Below are 18,060 nucleotides of genomic sequence, written 5' to 3'. Positions count from 1 at the left end.
AGCCTATTTGTTGGCGAGCGCATCTAAAATACGATTATGAATATTTTCAAAGCCACCGTTACTCATTACCAATATATGGTCGCCGCTAGTTGCTTTTTCAAGTAGCGTTTTAATGATCTCATCGGTGCTGTTAAAGCATAAAGCGCCAGCTTTATTGGCAGCGTCTTTGAGTGACCAGCTTAGGTTCTCTGGCTCAAATAAAATCACATCGTCGGCATTTTCGAGTGACGCTAATAATGTATTTTGATGCACGCCCATTTTCATTGTATTGGAACGTGGTTCTAATACGGCAAAAATACGCGCTTGGCCCACTTTTGCTCTAAGACCTGCCAAAGTTGTTTTAATAGCAGTTGGGTGATGGGCGAAATCATCGTAGAGCTTAATGCCCGCAATCTCGCCTTTTAATTCCATACGACGTTTTGGTGAAATAAACTCGGCCAACGCCGCAATTGATGTTTCAACAGGAATACCTACATGGCGCGCTGCTGCAATCGTCATTAAAGCGTTTTTAACGTTATGTTCGCCAATTGCTTGCCAGTTCACACGACCAACGATATCGCCGCTGAGCAATACATCAAACTCACTGCCATCTGCGTTTACAAGTTGGTAATCCCAGTCATTGCCAAGTTGCTCTTGCTCACTCCAGCAGCCTTTTTCTATTACCTTTTGTATATTCGCATCATCGCTTGGCCAAATCACTTTACCTTGCCCAGGTACAATGCGTAATAAATGATGGAACTGCTTTTGAATTGCCGCTAAATTTTCAAAAATATCAGCGTGGTCAAACTCAAGGTTATTAAGAATTAAGGTGCGCGGCAGATAATGCACAAACTTACTGCGCTTATCAAAAAACGCGGTGTCATATTCATCTGCTTCAATGACAAAAAACGGTGTTTTGCCAATGCGCGCCGACAGGCCAAAGTTTTGTACTACACCACCAATTAAAAAACTTGGATCAAGACCTGCGTATTCTAATACCCATGCAAGCATACTTGCAGTGGTAGTTTTACCATGGGTGCCCGACACCGCTAGTACCCACGCATCTTGCAGTACATTGTGCTTTAACCACTCTGGGCCCGAAGTATAAGGAATGCGATTTTCAAGCACATATTCAACGCATGGATTACCACGGCTCATAGCATTGCCAATCACCACGATATCTGGTTGTGGTTTTAACTGAGCAACATCGTAACCTTGAATTAGTTCAATGCCTAAAGACTCAAGTTGAGTACTCATTGGTGGGTAAACGTTTTGATCTGAGCCAGTAACTTTATGGCCCAAGGATTTTGCAATGGCTGCGATGCCCCCCATAAAGGTGCCGCAAATACCTAAAATATGAATATGCATTGTTGTTGATTCTTGTCGTATAAATTCGATATGAGCTTTAAATAGATTAACAGTTCAATAAAAAAGCCCATTAGATTTCGCTAATGGGCTTAGTATGCCATAACTTACTATTTAGGTGTTAAATAGGTGAGCCCGGCGGCATGGGCAGTGGCTTAAAGTGACCTTGCCATTGACCCTCTTCTAACGATTTAAATAAGATATTCGCAAGATATTTCTTAAAGTTATCATTAGAGCGTGCAAATTTACGGGCTATAAATTCAATTTGTCCTGCTAGTTCAGCCTGTACTTCAGGGTCAGTTTTATCACTTAATGCAGTGTTCACTAAATGATATGCCGTTACCATTTGAATGCGCTGTGCCACTTGATGCAACATGCCTTGCTTTTGGTTACTGAAAAACACTTGCTCACTGAGTTGAAATAACACATTGCGCGCACTTAATTGTTTGCTATCTCGCATCGCTTGGAAATGAAGGCGATTTAGACGCTCGGAATTTAACAGCAGGGTTAATGTGTGATTTGCTGAAACTTCCGGTAATGCTAACGGATCGAGTGTTAAACCGGTGCGCCCAGTAAGGCTTTCGCGGGTTTTATACTCTCCGTACGCTTTTGGTGTAATAACATTAAGTATGTGCTCAGGCACTACTAACTGGTCCGCTTCAAGCGTTGTTAATAGCGCACTTAGTGCTTCTTTTTGTTTAGCAACATCAACAAGCTTGTTACCATTAAAAGTATCACCACTACGCAATTCATAATCGTAATCAACACCTGCAATCAATTTCACCGCTGCTTCTGTTTGATAACGGTGGAATAAATAAAGTGGAATAAACACTTCTTCTAGCTGCGATAGTGCCGTGCCATTTTTAATATTATGAATGCCAAACTTCGACATCGCTTTCTCACGAATAGAAAGCACTCGCAACAATTCTTGGCTTGGATTTTCACCGTTATCCCATAAATGTGCTGTTGGATGTGCACCGCCTTTCGCGCGTGCATCGCTATCGGAAATAAACTCAAGGCCAAGGCGCTTATTTTCCGCTAAGATTTTTTCAAGCTCTTTTGCTTCGCTCAAAATTGGAAAATCAGAGTAGCCATACTTCACAACTTGAATATCCCACACACCTAAGCCTTTGCCATAGCCGTTTTCAGTTTTAAAGCTGCCATCATCATTAAAGCTCACTAACGGATGCGGATAATCCATCACCGATGCGCGGTCTTTTACTGATGCAGAGAAGTTATGCGCAATACCTAAAGTATGACCTACTTCATGGGCACTTAACTGGCGAATACGGTCAAGCGCCATCGCATGCAGTTTTTCTACGCTTTCATCACCATTTAAATAAGGTGCAGCCAGTGCTTCAGCAATTAGAATATCTTGACGTACACGCAGTGAACCAAGAGTTACATGACCTTTAATAATTTCACCTGTGCGCGGGTCGATAACACTTGAACCATATGACCAACCACGGGTTGCACGGTGCACCCATTGGATCACGTTATAACGAATATCCATCGGGTCTGCATTTTCAGGTAGCATTTTTACTTGGTAAGCATTTTTATAACCTGCCGCTTCAAAGGCTGCCTGCCACCATTTTGCACCATCGAGTAACGCTGTTTTTACCGGGTCGGGCACACCTGGGTCGAGGTAGTAAACAATCGGTTTAACGGCTTCTGAAATTTCAGCGGTTGGATCTTTTTTCGCTAAACGATGTTTTGGAATATAACGCACATACATAGACTCAGATAATGGCGCTGCATAGTCTTTGTATTCTTCACTCCAAAAACCCGATTGCGGGTGGAATTTACGTGGTTTAAAGCCATCATCCGGTAATTCAATAAACGAGTGGTGTAAATGTACTGAAATAGCATAAGGGTCTGGTGCGATTTGTTTGATGTATTTACCCGGCTTTGTGCCATTAAAGCTAACAATCGCTTCTAACTCAGTATTTTTAGCAAACGACTTAGAGCGCGGCATATAAACAGCACTTTTACTTTTGTCTAAGCTAAAGCTTCCTTGATTTCGACTCGCTAACGTTCTTGAAACGCCATGTACATCGGATAATAAATACGGTGTGTAATCAATTAAAGCGCGCTCATTGCTCGCAGCTTTAATTTCAAAACCGTGCAATACGCTTGAAGCAAATGCTTCACGAATACTTTGCAGCTCAGCTTTGTTAGTACTGTTTGCACGGTAGTAAGTATTATTTTGTTTTAATAAAAGTTTGTTGCCATGCTTTTCGAACTGCACAATTTTAGTATCGCCCAACTGACCGCGATCAAGACCAATATCATTTGACCCTAAGCCGTAAGGCATGCTTAATTGCAACAAGAATTCATGGTTTAATTTATCTACTTCTAAGTAAACCTTGCCCGAAGCATTATCGTAATAAAAGGTAAAATAACCCGGATAACGATTCATTTCGCGAGTAAATGATTCAATGGGTTTCAGGGTTGCCTGCGCTTTTGGTATACTTAACAGTAACAAAGCACAGATCAGCAGAAATGGTTGTACTAATCTTTGCATCTTTCTTTGTTATTTCATTATCAATGGTGCATGGTGCTTAAATCATACACAAGCTAATGCACAATTGTATACAAATTTAACTGAGCGCTGCCGAAAGGTTGCCTGTTGCCACCCTCTCACTTTACGTGGCAATAAGCTATTAGTCAGGAATATAAAATGCGTAGACTTCCACCAGTATTGATCGAAGACGGCTGTCCTCGTGATCTTTTATCATTGATCAGAACGATTCTTGCTGCTTGTAAAGAAATTTCATTCCGCGTAAGCCAAGGTGAATTATCAGGTGTTTTAGGTTCAACCTTAGACGAGAACATTCAAGGTGAAACACAAAAGAAGCTTGATGTTTTATCGAACCAATTACTCAAAGATATTCTACTTGAATCTGGCTATGTAAAAGCCATTGCATCTGAAGAAGAAGATTATACTGTTGCTGGCAACCCAGATGCTGAGTATATCGTTGCATTTGACCCACTTGATGGGTCTTCAAATACTGATATTAACTCGTTAGTTGGCACTATCTTCTCAATTATGAAAGCGCCAAAAGACAAAGCTGCTGATGATCAAAGCATTTTCATGCAAGCGGGCAAGCACCAAGTGGCTGCAGGTTATGTACTGTATGGCCCATCTACTATGCTGGCACTCACCATTGGTAAAGGTACGCGTTTATTCACATTAGATAGAACGCACGGCAGTTTCTTACTTACTGAAGACAAAGTAGCTATTCCTGAAGATACTAAAGAATTCGCAATTAATGCATCAAATCAGCGCCATTGGCTAGCACCAATGCAAAACTATATTGCTGATTGCCTTGCTGGCGAAGAAGGCCCACGTAAGAAAAACTTCAATATGCGTTGGATTGCCTGCATGGTAGGTGATGTGCACCGTTTATTATGTCGCGGCGGTTTATTTACTTACCCTGAAGACACGAAAAACCCGGAAAAGCCATTCAAGCTACGCTTACTTTATGAAGCAAACCCAATGGCAATGCTAGTAGAACAAGCTGGCGGCGTTGCATATGCAGGCCTTGATCGTATTTTAGATATTGAACCACAAGAAATTCACCAGCGCGTTGCGGTTACTATGGGTTCAAAAAATGAAGTGGAAATTTGCTTGGATTATCACAAGTAAATAGACTTTATTTTGAGTAATAAAAAACCGCGATTTACGCGGTTTTTTTATTTAGAAATCTCATATTTTGAATCAAGCTACTTTCTGGCAGCTGGTGTAATCAACACTTACTTTAATAGCTAACTCTTGCTGTGATTGTGTGATTACATCTTTTGCATGACATACACATTTACCACATTGACTGCCTACACCTAAACAGCCACGCACATCACGCATCGAATCCATACCATCGGTTACGGCCTGTTTAATCTGATTTTCAGTAACTGCATGACAAATACAAACGTACATAATAAGTGAGTGCTTTCAAAATTAATTACACTACAAATTTTAATGCTATTGAGAATAATTTTCAATAATATTAATAACTGTAAAAACAGCTATTTACAAAAAAGCATTAATAAACTCAGTTTTTACCCTTTAAATTTGACCATGCTCTGCAAAGGAATGCGTATTACCTGCTGCAATTATAATGTGATCTAAAATACTCACATCAATCAAACCAAGTGCGTCTGATAGTCGCTTAGTTATTAATTTATCTGCCTCTGAAGGCTCAGCGATACCACTGGGGTGATTATGGGCCAAAATCACATTTGCCGCGTTGTATTTTAATACCGTAGTAACAACTTCTCGTGGATAGACAGATGCGGCATTAATGGTGCCTTGAAATAGATTAACCGATTTAATGAGCCTATTTTGGCTATCGAGTAACAGTAGATAAAAACATTCTTTATGCTCTTTTTGTAGTTCGCACTTTAAATAATTTATTACCGAATAAGGCGAATCAAATACGGCTTCACGCTGAAGTTGCTCAGCAAAAAAGCGTTTACTTAATTCAAGCACAGCTTGCAGCTGCACATATTTTGCGGGCCCCAGCCCTAATTGTTGGCAGAATGAATCACATTCCAATGAAAAGAGCTGACCAATTGAGCCTTGTTGTTTGAGTAATGTATCGGCTAACTCAATGGCATTCAGCCCTTTAATGCCAGTACGTAAAAAAATCGCCAATAACTCAGCATCGGTTAAACTACTAGCGCCTTTACTTAATAACTTTTCTCTTGGTCTTGCCTCAATGGGCATTTGATTTATTTGCATTTAACGATCCATGTTAACGTTTGAAATCATTTTATTAGTATAGCCAGCCTCGCCAAAAATTATGGAAAATGGTATGGTTTAGCTAATTTAAAACATGTCATTAAATATTATGTCGAAGAAAATTGTATTGGGAATTACGGGCGGTATTGCTGCTTATAAATGTGCTGAATTAACAAGACGTTTAACCGAAAACGGTGCGCAAGTTAAGGTGGTAATGACCGACTCTGCGCAACAGTTTATAACCCCGCTTACCATGCAAGCTGTATCAGGAAACCCAGTTTCGACATCCTTACTTGACCCTGCGGCAGAAGCGGCAATGGGCCATATTGAATTTGCTAAATGGGCTGACCTTATTTTAATTGCCCCAGCCAGCGCTAACACCATAGCTAAAATGGCCCATGGTATGGCCGATGATCTATTAACCACCTTGGTACTCGCAACCCCGGCAAAAGTAGCGATTGCACCGGCAATGAATCAGCAAATGTATGCCCACCCTGCAACCCAGCAAAACTTACAAAAATTAAGTGAATATGGTGTGTCTATTTGGGGACCTGCCAGTGGTGAACAAGCCTGTGGCGATGTAGGTAAAGGCCGCATGTTAGAGCCAAACGAGCTAGTTGAGTTGTGTTTAATGCGCGAAGATACCCCACTACTTGCAGGCAAAACCGTAACCATTACAGCGGGTCCAACCCGTGAAGCGCTTGACCCTGTACGTTTTATTTCTAATCACAGCTCAGGAAAGATGGGATTTTCATTGGCGCGTGCCGCAAAAGCACTAGGAGCTAATGTAAACTTAATTAGTGGCCCTGTGAATTTAACCACACCGAGTGAAGTAAATCGTTTTGATGTAGAAAGCGCACAGCAAATGCATGATGCAGCCATGGAGTTAGCAGTTAATTCAGATGTATTTATTGGCTGCGCAGCTGTTGCCGATTACAAGGCAACAACGACTGCAAATAATAAAATTAAAAAACAGGGCGATACCATGACCATTGAGCTCAGCAAAAACCCTGACATTATTGCCTCAGTTGCTGCACTAAAAGCAAATCGCCCGTTTACAGTAGGCTTTGCAGCCGAAACCAACGATGTTGCTAACTACGCCAAAGGCAAACTAAAAAATAAAAATCTCGATATGATTTGCGCCAACGATGTGTCTGATTCTAGCATTGGTTTTAATAGTGAAAACAATGCCATGACACTCTTTTGGCCGGAGGGTGAGCGTCATTTATCACTGCAATCGAAACAACAAATTAGCCATTTAATATTGAAAGAAATCGCGTCAAAACTCGCGGCTAAAAAGTAAAAAAACTGGCATCTAAAATCATAAGTAATTAAGATATGCGCCTCTTGAGGTTGATAATAATGATAAGAAGTAAGGGATAAAAATGCCTGCCACAAAACGTAGTAATCGCAAGGAAGAAATCTTACAAGCACTTGCGCAAATGCTTGAAACCAGTCCAGGACAGCGTATCACCACGGCTAAACTAGCCACTGAGGTAGGTGTTTCAGAAGCGGCGCTTTATCGCCACTTTCCAAGCAAAGCACGTATGTTTGAAGGCTTAATTGAGTTTATTGAAAATGCCCTGCTTTCAAATATCAATCTTATCTTAGAAAAAGAAAAAGACACCCATAGCCGTATTCACAATATTTTATTGTTACTTCTGAGCTTTGCTGAAAAAAATCCAGGCATTACGCGCATTCTTACCGGTGATGCACTGCAAGGTGAACAAGAGCGTTTACGTGAGCGTATTCAAGGCTTATTTGAAAAGTTAGAAACGCAACTAAAGCAAGTATTGCGCGAGCGCAAATTACGTGAAGGTAAAACCTTTACCCTTGCAGAAGAACAGTTAGCAAATCTACTTTTAGCCTACGTTGAAGGTAAAATGAACCAGTTTGTGCGCTCAGATTTTAAAGCAAAACCAACCGCGCAATTTGACGCGCAGTGGTCACTTTTCACCTTAGCTTGGCACTAACCCCCTCGCGTTGAAGTAAATGTTTTACTTCAACGCGCTATTTTGCGACTTATCGCATTCTCTTTCTTCTTTTTGGTTTCTGTTTACACTAGAGCTAATAATTAGCACTAGGTAATCATTAATGAAACTCGCGTTTACACTTTCAAGCTTAGCGTTAGCAACCAGTTTTGCATTAAGCGCCAGCGAACCTCTTCAATTTAAAGACGTATTTGATTTTAAATACGCAAAGTCGACCCAACTTTCTGAGCAGGGAAATTTACTCGCATTTAGCGCAAGCCCTTATCGCGGTAACAGCGAAGGACAGGTTTATACGCTAAATAACAAAGCATTGCTTGCTACGGTTGAACGCGGCACATCACCGGTTATTAATAAAAATGAGAAATGGGTCGCGTTTACCGTTAAACCAGACCTACTTGCTAGTGAAAGTGCATCAAAAGATAAAAAGAAAAAGCTAAAAAATGATTTATCGTTAGTAAATAGCGAAACCGGCAAGGTTATCACCTTTGAGCGTGTTGAAGACTTTGTTATTTCAAATGATGGAAACTGGTTGGCTTACCGCACCGAAGTTAAGAATAAAGACGAAGCCGAAAGTGATAAAAAAGCAGATAAAAAATCAAAAGACAAAGACGATAAAGACGCGAAATTAAAAGCGGATAAAAAAGATAAAGTTTACACCCTTAATATTGTGAACTTAACAAACGATAAAACGCATTCAATTGAAAACGTGCTTACTTACGCCATTGCACCAAGCAACACGCAACTTGTTGTAAGCCAAGTAAGCAAAGAAGGCGATAAAAACGCCATTAGCCAAATCGCTCTGCCAAATTTTGAAATGAGCAGCTTATTTACTGAGCCTGGCGTTGTAGCTAACGAACTCGTATGGCACCCAGAAAATGATGTTCTAGCGCTTTCGGTCGGTAATTACGTTAATGATGATAAGCGTCGTCGTGAACATTCACTTTACTTATGGCACAGTGAAAACAACCAATTAAAACAAATCGAAACGCCTATCGAGAATTGGTTTATCGGTAAAACGGCTAAATTAAAATGGTCTGAAACTGGCGAGCGCCTTTATTTTGAGACACGCCCATTACTCTCAGCAAAAGTTGAACAAAAAAAATATAAAGAGCAAAACGACCTTTATGATTACGATGTGATTCGTGACCAAAAAGGTTTAAAAGTATGGCACCACAAAGATGCCGAAATAAAGCCGCGCGAAATTCAGCAATGGAATGAAAAGAATAAAAATCGCCATTACCAAGCGGTATTTCATTTAAACAGCGATAAAGCAGTACAGCTCGAAACTGAGCTTGTAAGGGATGTAAGCCTGCATACTGAAAAGCAATTTTTACTTGGTTATAGCAATAAGCCGCATCTTCACAAAATTATGTATGACGGTTTCTTTGCGGATTACTATGCGGTAGATACTAAAACCGGCAAGAGCGTTAAAATTAGCGAAAATACCCGCGCACGTCCGACGCTTTCACCTAATGGTCAATTTGCCGCATACTTCGATAAGGGCCAAGTTCAGCTTAAATCACTCAAAGACGCCAAGCTTAATGCGATAACCAAAGGCATTCGAGCAACGTTTGGCGACGACCAACACGATTATCCAAGTGAACAACCTGGCTATGGATTTGCCGGTTGGAGCAGTGATAGTAATACCCTTTATGTATATGACAAATATGACATTTGGGCATTTGATGTAAACACGCAGCAAGGCGCGCGTTTAACTCATGGTTATAAAAGCGAAACACGTTATCGTGTTAAAAACGTAGATAAAAACAAACTATCTTTTGATTTAAACGATACGTTATTACTTTCAAGCTTTAACCTAGAGAACAAACAAACCGGCGTTGCAAAACTTAATTTAGCAAACAACCAACTTGAACAGGTTTTAACTGGCGAAGCGCGTTTTGACCTAGTAAAGAAAGCGAAACATGCCGATACGCTAATTTATACGCGTCAAAGCTATCATGAGTTTCCTGATTTTTGGGTAAGCAACACGTCGCTTTCCACTTCAACAAAATTAACTAACCTGAATCCTCAAAAAGAGAGTTTTGCATGGGCAAGCAAACCGGAACTTGTAAAGTATAAAGGGTTTAACGGTGAAGATTTACAAGGCGTGCTAATAAAACCTGCAGGCTATAAAAAAGGCGATAAAGTACCTGTAGTAATTTATTTCTACCGTTATATGAGCCAACGCATGTATGACTTCCCGAAAATGGAGTTAAACCACAGACCGAACTTCCCAATGTTTACTTCAAACGGTTACGCTATTTTCTTACCGGATATCCGTTTTGAAATTGGCCACCCAGGTAAATCATCGACTCAGACTATGATTAACGCAGCACAAAAACTGATTGATATGGGTGTGGCAGACAAAGACAAAATTGGTTTACAAGGTCACTCATGGGCCGGTTACCAAAGTGCCTTTATGGTAACGCAAACAGATATGTTTAAAGCGGTTGTATCGGGTGCACCAGTATCAAACATGACCAGTGCATACAGTGGCATTCGTTTAAAATCAGGTCTTGCACGTCAATTCCAGTACGAAACAGGACAAAGCCGCATTGGCAAAGACTTGTTTGATGGCTTAGATCTCTATATTGAAAACTCACCGGTATTTTTCGCCGATAAAGTTAATACACCAATTATGATTATGTTTGGTGACAAAGATGGCGCAGTGCCGTGGCAGGAAGGGATCCAATACTACCTTGCACTTCGCCGTGCAGGTAAAGATGTAATTTTCTTACAATACGAAGGTGAACCGCATCACCTGAAGAAATTTCCGAACCAAGTGGATTTCTCGATTCGTATGATGGAATACTTCGATCACCACCTTAAAGGTAAGCCAGCACCAAAATGGATGGAAAATGGCGTGCCATTTGAGAAAGAGTAATCTAATTTAAATACTAAAATGGCGAGCTATTAGCTCGCCATTTTTTGTTTAAGCTGAACTTGAGTTATTTAACCTAAGCTTAAGTTATTCAGTTTAGCTTAAGCTAAAAACCGTATAGTTGTTTTCAGGAAGGGAATTCCGATTGAGTAAAGTAACATTCAAAAGCCAACTCTTACGAGCTGGCTTTTTTTCTGCTCTTACTAAAGTTTGCAGATTTACCACCTCGTGACTTATTGCCACCCACCTTAGGCTTTGTATTTGCTTTATTAAACTGACCAAAACCCGTATGGCGAGACAGTGCAGGCCTACCACCTTTACTCTGACCAGACTTACGTTGCTCATTTCTTGATTCTGCAGGCACTAAACAATTTGGGCCATTACCAATCAGGTTCGCCTTACCCATTTTCTTTAATGCTTCACGGATCATTGGCCAACCGGCAGGATCGTGATAGCGCAGAATCGCTTTATGCAAGCGACGCTGACGCGCGCCTTTTGGCACACTAACGACTTCCGTATTGTTCTTAATGTTCTTAAGCGAATTCATCTCTGTATGGTAAATGGTAGTGGCATTTGCCATTGGCGACGGGTAAAAATTTTGCACTTGATCTAATTTGAAATCATGGCGCTTCAACCACAATGCCATATTGACCATATCCAAATCTGTTGTACCTGGGTGAGCAGAGATAAAATACGGTATTAAATACTGTTTTTTACCCGCTTCTTTTGAGTACTTTTCGAAAAGCTCTTTAAAGCGATCATAGGTGCCCATTCCCGGTTTCATCATTTTAGATAATGGGCCATTTTCGGTATGTTCTGGAGCGATTTTTAAGTAACCGCCAACATGATGTGTCACTAACTCTTTAACATAGTTAGGATCTTCAATTGCTAAGTCATAACGCACACCTGATGCAATTAATACTTTCTTCACACCTTCAACTTCACGCGCTTTGCGATACAAGTTTACTGTTGGCGTTTGGTCAGTATCCATATGCTTACAAATATCAGGGAAAACACACGACAAACGGCGACAAGTGCTTTCTGCTTTTTTACTTTTACAACGCAATTTGTACATATTGGCTGTTGGGCCACCAAGATCAGAAATAACACCTGTAAAACCCGGTACTTTGTCACGAATTTGTTCAATTTCATCAATAATTGATTGTTCTGAACGGCTTTGAATAATACGCCCTTCATGCTCTGTAATTGAACAGAATGAACAGCCACCAAAACAGCCTCGCATAATATTGACCGAAGTTTTGATCATATCGTAAGCAGGAATTTTCTCATCACCATAGCTTGGGTGAGGCACACGCTGATACGGTAAACCAAATACATCATCCATCTCTTGTGTTTCAAGTGGAAATGCCGGTGGGTTCACCCAAACAGAACGATCACCATGACGCTGGAATAGTGCGCGGGCACAACCTGGGTTAGTTTCTTGGTGTAAAATACGTGACGCATGTGCATACAGAGGTTTATTTACACTTACCTGTTCATAAGCTGGCAGCTTTACATACACTTTTTCCCACGGCTTTAAACGCGGCGGCTGAATGGTAATAGGCTTAGCTTCAGCGCCTAGTTCAATACCCGCTTGTTTAAATTCTGATTTGCTACAACCTACGTCATCTGCACCATAAGGGTTTGGAATTGGGTCTATCTTGCCGATTTTATCAATGGCAGTGGAATCTGAGCCGCGCCAGCCAGGTAATGGCTCTTTACGAATAACAGCAGTACCACGAATGTCATGCATTTCATCCATGGTTTTACCCGCAGCAATACCGTGCGCCACTTCAACTAAAGGCCTTTCTGCATTACCGTAAATTAAAATATCCGCTTTGGCGTCAAAAATAACACTGCGACGCACCTTTTCAGACCAGTAATCAAAATGGGCAATACGGCGTAAACTTGCTTCAATGCCACCGATAACCACTGGCACATCTTTATAAGCTTCTTTACAACGCTGGCTATATACAATCACCGCGCGATCAGGGCGTTTACCACCAATATTACCGGCCGTATACGCATCATCATGGCGTAAACGCTTTTCTGCGGTATAACGGTTGATCATCGAGTCCATATTACCCGCAGTTACACCGTAAAATAAATTTGGTTTACCGAGTGACATAAAGGCATCTTTTGATGACCAATCTGGCTGTGAAATAATACCGACACGAAAGCCTTGCGCTTCAAGCACACGACCAATTACAGCCATGCCAAAGCTTGGGTGATCAACATAGGCATCACCCGTTACAATAATAATGTCACACGAATCCCAACCAAGGGCATCCATTTCTTCTCTGCTGGTTGGTAAAAAAGGCGATGGACCATAACACTCGGCCCAATATTTTGGATATGAAAAAAGACTACGCTCTGCTGATAAAGCAGCCATAAAATGCCCCTAGAATAAAATGGCCGCAAATTATAGCTGAGTTTAGCGCCAGCCTCTAGTGTTTATTTTTTAGCCAATAAGAATTGTTTGAGTTCTTCATACGGCATTGGCTTTGCAAACATAAAGCCCTGCGCTTCTTCACAACCCATTAGGCGCAAGCAACTTGCCTGATCTTCATTCTCGATCCCTTCAGCAATGGTGTTTAAACCAAGCTTTTTGCCCAGTGATACAATTAACTCAGCAATGGCACCACTGTCTTCAGGAATATCTTTTACAAAGGCCCTGTCTATTTTAATGCGGTTAAGTGGCAGTTTTTTAAGGTATGACAATGACGAAAAGCCAGTGCCAAAGTCATCAATTGCAATTTCTAAACCATGCTCTTTTAGCTCAGTTAGTGCTTCAATCACAATTTCAGGTTCATCCATCACAATGCTTTCAGTTACTTCTAACTCAATTTTCTGAGGGTTTATTTGGTGATCTGCTAATGTGTCTTTTACTTTGCTAACAAACTGAGGATCACGAAATTGCGGCACTGAAACATTCACGGCAATACGCATATCAAAACCAAGTTCTAATAACTGCTTTTGCGTTATACAAGCTTGCTCTAACACCCATTGACCAATTGGTAAAATTAACCCTGATTGCTCAGCTAAGGGCACAAAAATCGCCGGAGAAATAAAACTGCCCTGCTCGTTTGGCCATCTTAATAATGCTTCGCAGCCAATTACTTCACGTGTTGCTAAACAAATTTGCGGTTGATACCACACAGCCAACTTATGTTCGCTAAAATCATGACGCAGTTCTTTTAACACCCCAAGCTGCCACGCCATTTTCTCTTCCATTTCAGGCAGATAATATTCGTAGTTAAATCTTAAGTGCTTTTTACCTAAATTAAGTGCGATATAACACGACTTGAGTGTTTGTTTTCCATCTTTATAGAAGTACTGCTGCTCACAGACGCCCAAGTGAAAGTTAACCGGCAATAAATGTTCACCAGCATGAAAAGGCAAAGACAATATATGATTGAGTGACTCAGGCGTCACTTTGTCGGACTCAACTAATGCAGCAAATACATCCGCGCCAATGCGCGCAAAATAACGAATGCCAATTACATCTTCTTGAATTCGCGTTGCTACCGCTTGTAATAGTAAATCGCCAACATCTTGCCCTAAACCATTATTAATTGATGAAAAATCAGCTATATCAATAAAGTAAAGAGAAAAATCGTTATTACTATCTGAGTAAAAACGGCCAATTTGATTTATAAAATCGTTACGATTTGGTAGCTTGGTGAGTTTATCTTTATACGCTGCGTCGCGCAGCTCACTGAGCATTCTGACATTTTTAAATGCGGATGACACATTCTGCAAAAAGATTTCAATAAGCTTGATCTGCTGCTCATGCACCATTTCTTTGGTTTCAAGATAAATAGCAAACTGCGATTTGTCATCTTCAACAAAAAAGCAGCTGTCATGCTCGTCAATTTGATGGGTTTTATTTGCTAACGTTTGTTGTAATACGCCTAGCGCTCGGCTGTTATCTATTTGTTCTATGCCTTGCCAAACAGCTCCTTTGTATTCAGCACTACCACCAAGCACAGCAGAACGTCCCCCCTCAGCACTCACAATCACACCGTCACCAGAACCGTCTAACAACTTGGCGATCTGCTCAATAACTTGTGAAGCAAAGGCCGTTAAATCTTCAAGACCGTTAATCGATTTGGCCGCATCAAGTACTTTTTCAAGGCCAGTATTATGCTCTGATAGCTCGCATAGTTGTTGATAAGAGCGAAGTGCCGTTACAAGTGAGGTTACCAGTTTGGCGCGTGTCAGTTCGGTTTTTGTTTTATAGTCATTAATATCATATTCACGAATGATATTTTCTTCCGGTGCGTAACCCGGTTGACCTGTACGTAAAATAATTCGTAATTGTGAATTGTTTAACTCTTCGCGAATACGTTTAACCGTTACTAATCCGGCGTCATCGGTTTCCATTACCACGTCGAGCAAAACCACTGAAATATTGGGGATTTCAGTTAGTTTTTTAACTGCTTCTTCACCACTGTATGCGTGATGAAATCTGAGTTGTTTATTCCAAAACGATAAACCTGACAGCGCCAGCTGTGTAACGGAGTGCACTTCAGGCTCGTCATCTACTATCAAAACATCCCAAAAACCAGAGTACTGCTCGGGGGTTTCGTTATCATCTTCATTCAAGAATAAAAACTGTTCTTCGGCAGGTTGTGTCATGAAACCTCTACGTCGTCACAAGACCTTTGAACTCTTTCTCTGGTCACAATTATTTTTTTTGTTATCCGGTAATTTGCCACTTAAACTTTGGTGAGCAAAACATAGCGCTAAAGCAACGTTAGCATCAGCCACTTACCTAGTATAGACTATTAATTAGAATGTTTAAAAATACTATGATAACTATAGTGTTTTCTGAAAATACGGAGCCAAATGCGGTACTTAATTCGCACCTTGTTTAGCATAGTTTTGGTAATTGCAATAACCAGCGCTTTATTGCCAAATCGCTATACCATTGAAAAAACCATAACGAGCCATTGTCAGCAACCGCAATTTCAAAGCTGGGTGTTGGATTTAGCTAATTGGCACTTGTGGACACCGTGGGCAACGTACGAAAAAACATGGCAAGAGTTAGAGCTTGCTAACAGTAATAAGATTGGCGCCTATTTAAAGTGGCAAAGCGGCGAACGCATTGGTGAAATGACGGTAACAGCGATTAGTAATAACAGCATTTCCTACACCAGTATTATTGACCACCATACTAATATTGGTCACTTTGTTGCCAAGCCATTTGCCAATAAATTACAAATAAGTTGGGCAATTGAAGGTGGCATTAACACCCCGCTAGTGGGTAGTTTATTAACGCAATACCATAAATATAAAATGCAGGACGCGATTGATTTAGGGTTACGAAATTTAAACTCGCTTTGCAAAAGTCAAAAGATGGAACAACAAGATGCCAATTAAACCGATTACGGCACAACAACACCTTGCAAAGATAATTAAAAGCAAAGTGGGTGTAGAACACAATAAAGTAAACGCAGAGCAAGCATCAAAGCGCCTTGAGCAAGACAGTGTTTCTAAAACCCTTAACCCTCTACCAAATTACAATAGCACCGAAAGCACACTGCAACGCGCACAAAAGCGCCGTAAGCTTGCACTCGTTCGAAAACAAACAAATATTGAATCGATTCTTGGATTAGCGCAACATTACTGCCCGCCAGTAACCTCACAAGGTGAGCCGGACCCTGATTGGATTGAGCGCTTTTTAGAGCTGGCCGAAGATACCAGCAATAGCAATATTCAAAAGTTATGGGCGAAAGTACTTGCTGGTGAAGTTATTAATCCGGGATCATTTTCGTATAAGAGTTTGATCACGCTTAAACACATCACACCAAAAGAAGCTGACGTATTACAATTGGCAACAGGGTGTGCGGGTAAATCGGCCAGTGATGGGTTTCACCAAATAATTACTGGCAGCTACCTTGCGCCAAGTTTGCTTAATTTTTTAAATCCGCATAAAAAAAACTACGTGAACTTAAGTAGCGCCGGACTCAATTATCCCGATATTTTAACACTTATCGACATTGAGTTAATTTATCAGCAAGAGATTGAATCTAAAGCATTTGAACGAGGTGAAAGCCAAACATTAAGCTTTGCCAACGGTACCTTAACCCTAACAGCTAAGCGTCAAGGCAGTATTTTAACGTACTATAAGTTTACCCAAACAGGGTTCTCGCTAGCGCGATTAACCAGTAATAAACTTAGTAATCAATATTTAGAGTGCCTGAAAAAGGCATTAGAGAAGAGCTTTGATGTGAGTTTTGCCAACAGCTAAAGTTGGCAAAACTATAGTATGAACTTGGTAAACCCAGCTATTTGCTAGCGTAAACCAAATTCCGATGCGGGTATTCTATTAGAAGTGAATTTGCAAGCCAGCAAATACACCATCAACGTCGATATCTGTGTAAATATCATCAACGTCATCTAATTCAAGTAACATTGCACGGTAACCAGCTTTAACAGCAACATCCACCGCCATATTATCGATAAACTCCCACGCAACACCGATTTGATAATCTTGAATTTTGCTATCACCAATTGCTAATAGCTGGCCTTCGGCAAATGCGCTCAATCCAGTAAACGGTAAACCAAACTGCACCGCACCATAAGCCATAGGAATAAAACCATTAAAATCAACCGACTCTTCACCAAAGTTTGAACCTTGTTGATCGCCTTTAACCGCTACATAGCCATCAAACTGTTTAGCAGATAAACCTAAATCAATCGACACCAAGTCGTTGTCGAAGATTTCGTAATAAAGTACGTAATCAACATGGCTTAAATCACTGTCGCCTGTAACTGTTGAGTTAACTTTAAATACTTTATCACCAAAGCCAAACGAGGTATTTAAATTGGCATCAGCTGCTAATTCTAATTGGGTATATTTTAATTTTACATTTGGTATTAACGGGATTGGGTGCTCAAGCGCTGCATAGTAACTGCCGTATTCTTTATCTTCAAAATTGAAGCTTTGCATATCGCTCGACGTACCTAGCGCACCATCGGTTTGTGCAGCCCAATAATCACCACCAACATACAGGCCTAACAAAGTGTCTGCTTTCGCCTGTGGTACCATTGCGGCAGCAATTAGTGCTGCACCAAACATCATTTTTTTCATTAAG

General features: G+C 40.7%; 13 protein-coding genes. 6 read left to right on the top strand and 7 right to left on the bottom strand.

Annotated elements, in window-relative coordinates:
• Nucleotides 1–3 precede the first annotated feature (3 nt).
• Together mpl and AC2IOM_RS07130 are read right to left on the bottom strand one after the other, a co-directional pair.
• The gene (mpl, locus tag AC2IOM_RS07135) at nt 4–1,347 is read right to left on the bottom strand and encodes a UDP-N-acetylmuramate:L-alanyl-gamma-D-glutamyl-meso-diaminopimelate ligase (protein WP_486359539.1); all 1,344 of its coding nucleotides are present in this window, start codon (nt 1,345–1,347) and stop codon (nt 4–6) included.
• Between the two features lie 118 nt (nt 1,348–1,465).
• Complete coding sequence (locus AC2IOM_RS07130) at nt 1,466–3,868, bottom strand: zinc-dependent metalloprotease (RefSeq protein ID WP_486359538.1); 2,403 nt, start codon at nt 3,866–3,868, stop codon at nt 1,466–1,468.
• A gap of 156 nt (nt 3,869–4,024) precedes the next feature.
• Here AC2IOM_RS07130 and AC2IOM_RS07125 point away from each other — a divergent pair, with 156 nt between their 5' ends.
• A complete protein-coding gene (locus tag AC2IOM_RS07125) occupies nt 4,025–4,993 on the top strand; it encodes a class 1 fructose-bisphosphatase (RefSeq protein WP_237130896.1) in 969 nt (322 codons plus the stop codon).
• A 72-nt stretch (nt 4,994–5,065) separates the two neighbouring features.
• Here AC2IOM_RS07125 and AC2IOM_RS07120 read toward each other — a convergent pair whose 3' ends face one another.
• Together AC2IOM_RS07120 and radC are read right to left on the bottom strand one after the other, a co-directional pair.
• Complete coding sequence (locus AC2IOM_RS07120) at nt 5,066–5,281, bottom strand: (2Fe-2S)-binding protein (RefSeq protein WP_486359537.1); 216 nt, start codon at nt 5,279–5,281, stop codon at nt 5,066–5,068.
• Nucleotides 5,282–5,410: 129 nt separating this feature from the next.
• Complete coding sequence (gene radC, locus AC2IOM_RS07115; RefSeq protein ID WP_486359536.1) at nt 5,411–6,085, bottom strand: RadC family protein; 675 nt, start codon at nt 6,083–6,085, stop codon at nt 5,411–5,413.
• Nucleotides 6,086–6,179: 94 nt separating this feature from the next.
• On the opposite strand from radC, the gene coaBC reads away from it, so the two are divergent.
• The 3 genes from coaBC to AC2IOM_RS07100 all read left to right on the top strand — a co-directional run bounded on the left by coaBC (nt 6,180) and on the right by AC2IOM_RS07100 (nt 10,960).
• Entirely contained in the window at nt 6,180–7,388 is a 1,209-nt protein-coding gene (coaBC, locus tag AC2IOM_RS07110; protein WP_486359535.1) for a bifunctional phosphopantothenoylcysteine decarboxylase/phosphopantothenate--cysteine ligase CoaBC, read from the top strand.
• 82 nt (nt 7,389–7,470) lie between these two features.
• A complete protein-coding gene (gene slmA / locus AC2IOM_RS07105) occupies nt 7,471–8,058 on the top strand; it encodes a nucleoid occlusion factor SlmA (protein ID WP_010561927.1) in 588 nt (195 codons plus the stop codon).
• Nucleotides 8,059–8,179: 121 nt separating this feature from the next.
• Nucleotides 8,180–10,960 carry a S9 family peptidase gene (locus AC2IOM_RS07100; protein ID WP_486359534.1) on the top strand — a complete coding sequence of 927 codons (2,781 nt, stop codon included), beginning with the start codon at nt 8,180–8,182 and terminating at the stop codon, nt 10,958–10,960.
• A gap of 172 nt (nt 10,961–11,132) precedes the next feature.
• Here the strand turns inward: AC2IOM_RS07100 and AC2IOM_RS07095 are convergent, their stop codons facing one another.
• Together AC2IOM_RS07095 and AC2IOM_RS07090 are read right to left on the bottom strand one after the other, a co-directional pair.
• Nucleotides 11,133–13,349, bottom strand: a complete 2,217-nt coding sequence (locus AC2IOM_RS07095) for a YgiQ family radical SAM protein (protein WP_486359533.1) — start codon at nt 13,347–13,349, stop codon at nt 11,133–11,135.
• Between the two features lie 62 nt (nt 13,350–13,411).
• A complete protein-coding gene (locus tag AC2IOM_RS07090; RefSeq protein ID WP_010561930.1) occupies nt 13,412–15,598 on the bottom strand; it encodes a bifunctional diguanylate cyclase/phosphodiesterase in 2,187 nt (728 codons plus the stop codon).
• Between the two features lie 210 nt (nt 15,599–15,808).
• Here AC2IOM_RS07090 and AC2IOM_RS07085 point away from each other — a divergent pair, with 210 nt between their 5' ends.
• A complete protein-coding gene (locus AC2IOM_RS07085) occupies nt 15,809–16,342 on the top strand; it encodes an SRPBCC family protein (RefSeq protein WP_010561931.1) in 534 nt (177 codons plus the stop codon).
• Nucleotides 16,332–17,213 carry a TIGR03899 family protein gene (locus AC2IOM_RS07080; protein WP_010561932.1) on the top strand — a complete coding sequence of 294 codons (882 nt, stop codon included), beginning with the start codon at nt 16,332–16,334 and terminating at the stop codon, nt 17,211–17,213. The genes AC2IOM_RS07085 and AC2IOM_RS07080 overlap by 11 nt, the downstream gene beginning before the upstream one ends.
• 78 nt (nt 17,214–17,291) lie before the next feature.
• Here AC2IOM_RS07080 and AC2IOM_RS07075 read toward each other — a convergent pair whose 3' ends face one another.
• The gene (locus tag AC2IOM_RS07075; RefSeq protein ID WP_486359532.1) at nt 17,292–18,056 is read right to left on the bottom strand and encodes a TIGR04219 family outer membrane beta-barrel protein; all 765 of its coding nucleotides are present in this window, start codon (nt 18,054–18,056) and stop codon (nt 17,292–17,294) included.
• Nucleotides 18,057–18,060 lie beyond the last annotated feature (4 nt).

The sequence above is a fragment of the Pseudoalteromonas sp. NS-SX12 genome, from assembly GCF_057367955.1.
This window is presented reverse-complemented; position numbering and strand designations above follow the sequence as displayed.

Bases quoted from the DNA above. Each gene is read 5' to 3' on its own strand.
- mpl (WP_486359539.1), bottom strand. From the start codon at position 1,347: ATGCATATTCATATTTTAGGTATTTGCGGCACCTTTATGGGGGGCATC.
- AC2IOM_RS07130 (WP_486359538.1), bottom strand. From the start codon at position 3,868: ATGCAAAGATTAGTACAACCATTTCTGCTGATCTGTGCTTTGTTACTG.
- AC2IOM_RS07125 (WP_237130896.1), top strand. From the start codon at position 4,025: ATGCGTAGACTTCCACCAGTATTGATCGAAGACGGCTGTCCTCGTGAT.
- AC2IOM_RS07120 (WP_486359537.1), bottom strand. From the start codon at position 5,281: ATGTACGTTTGTATTTGTCATGCAGTTACTGAAAATCAGATTAAACAG.
- radC (WP_486359536.1), bottom strand. From the start codon at position 6,085: ATGCAAATAAATCAAATGCCCATTGAGGCAAGACCAAGAGAAAAGTTA.
- coaBC (WP_486359535.1), top strand. From the start codon at position 6,180: ATGTCATTAAATATTATGTCGAAGAAAATTGTATTGGGAATTACGGGC.
- slmA (WP_010561927.1), top strand. From the start codon at position 7,471: ATGCCTGCCACAAAACGTAGTAATCGCAAGGAAGAAATCTTACAAGCA.
- AC2IOM_RS07100 (WP_486359534.1), top strand. From the start codon at position 8,180: ATGAAACTCGCGTTTACACTTTCAAGCTTAGCGTTAGCAACCAGTTTT.
- AC2IOM_RS07095 (WP_486359533.1), bottom strand. From the start codon at position 13,349: ATGGCTGCTTTATCAGCAGAGCGTAGTCTTTTTTCATATCCAAAATAT.
- AC2IOM_RS07090 (WP_010561930.1), bottom strand. From the start codon at position 15,598: ATGACACAACCTGCCGAAGAACAGTTTTTATTCTTGAATGAAGATGAT.
- AC2IOM_RS07085 (WP_010561931.1), top strand. From the start codon at position 15,809: ATGCGGTACTTAATTCGCACCTTGTTTAGCATAGTTTTGGTAATTGCA.
- AC2IOM_RS07080 (WP_010561932.1), top strand. From the start codon at position 16,332: ATGCCAATTAAACCGATTACGGCACAACAACACCTTGCAAAGATAATT.
- AC2IOM_RS07075 (WP_486359532.1), bottom strand. From the start codon at position 18,056: ATGAAAAAAATGATGTTTGGTGCAGCACTAATTGCTGCCGCAATGGTA.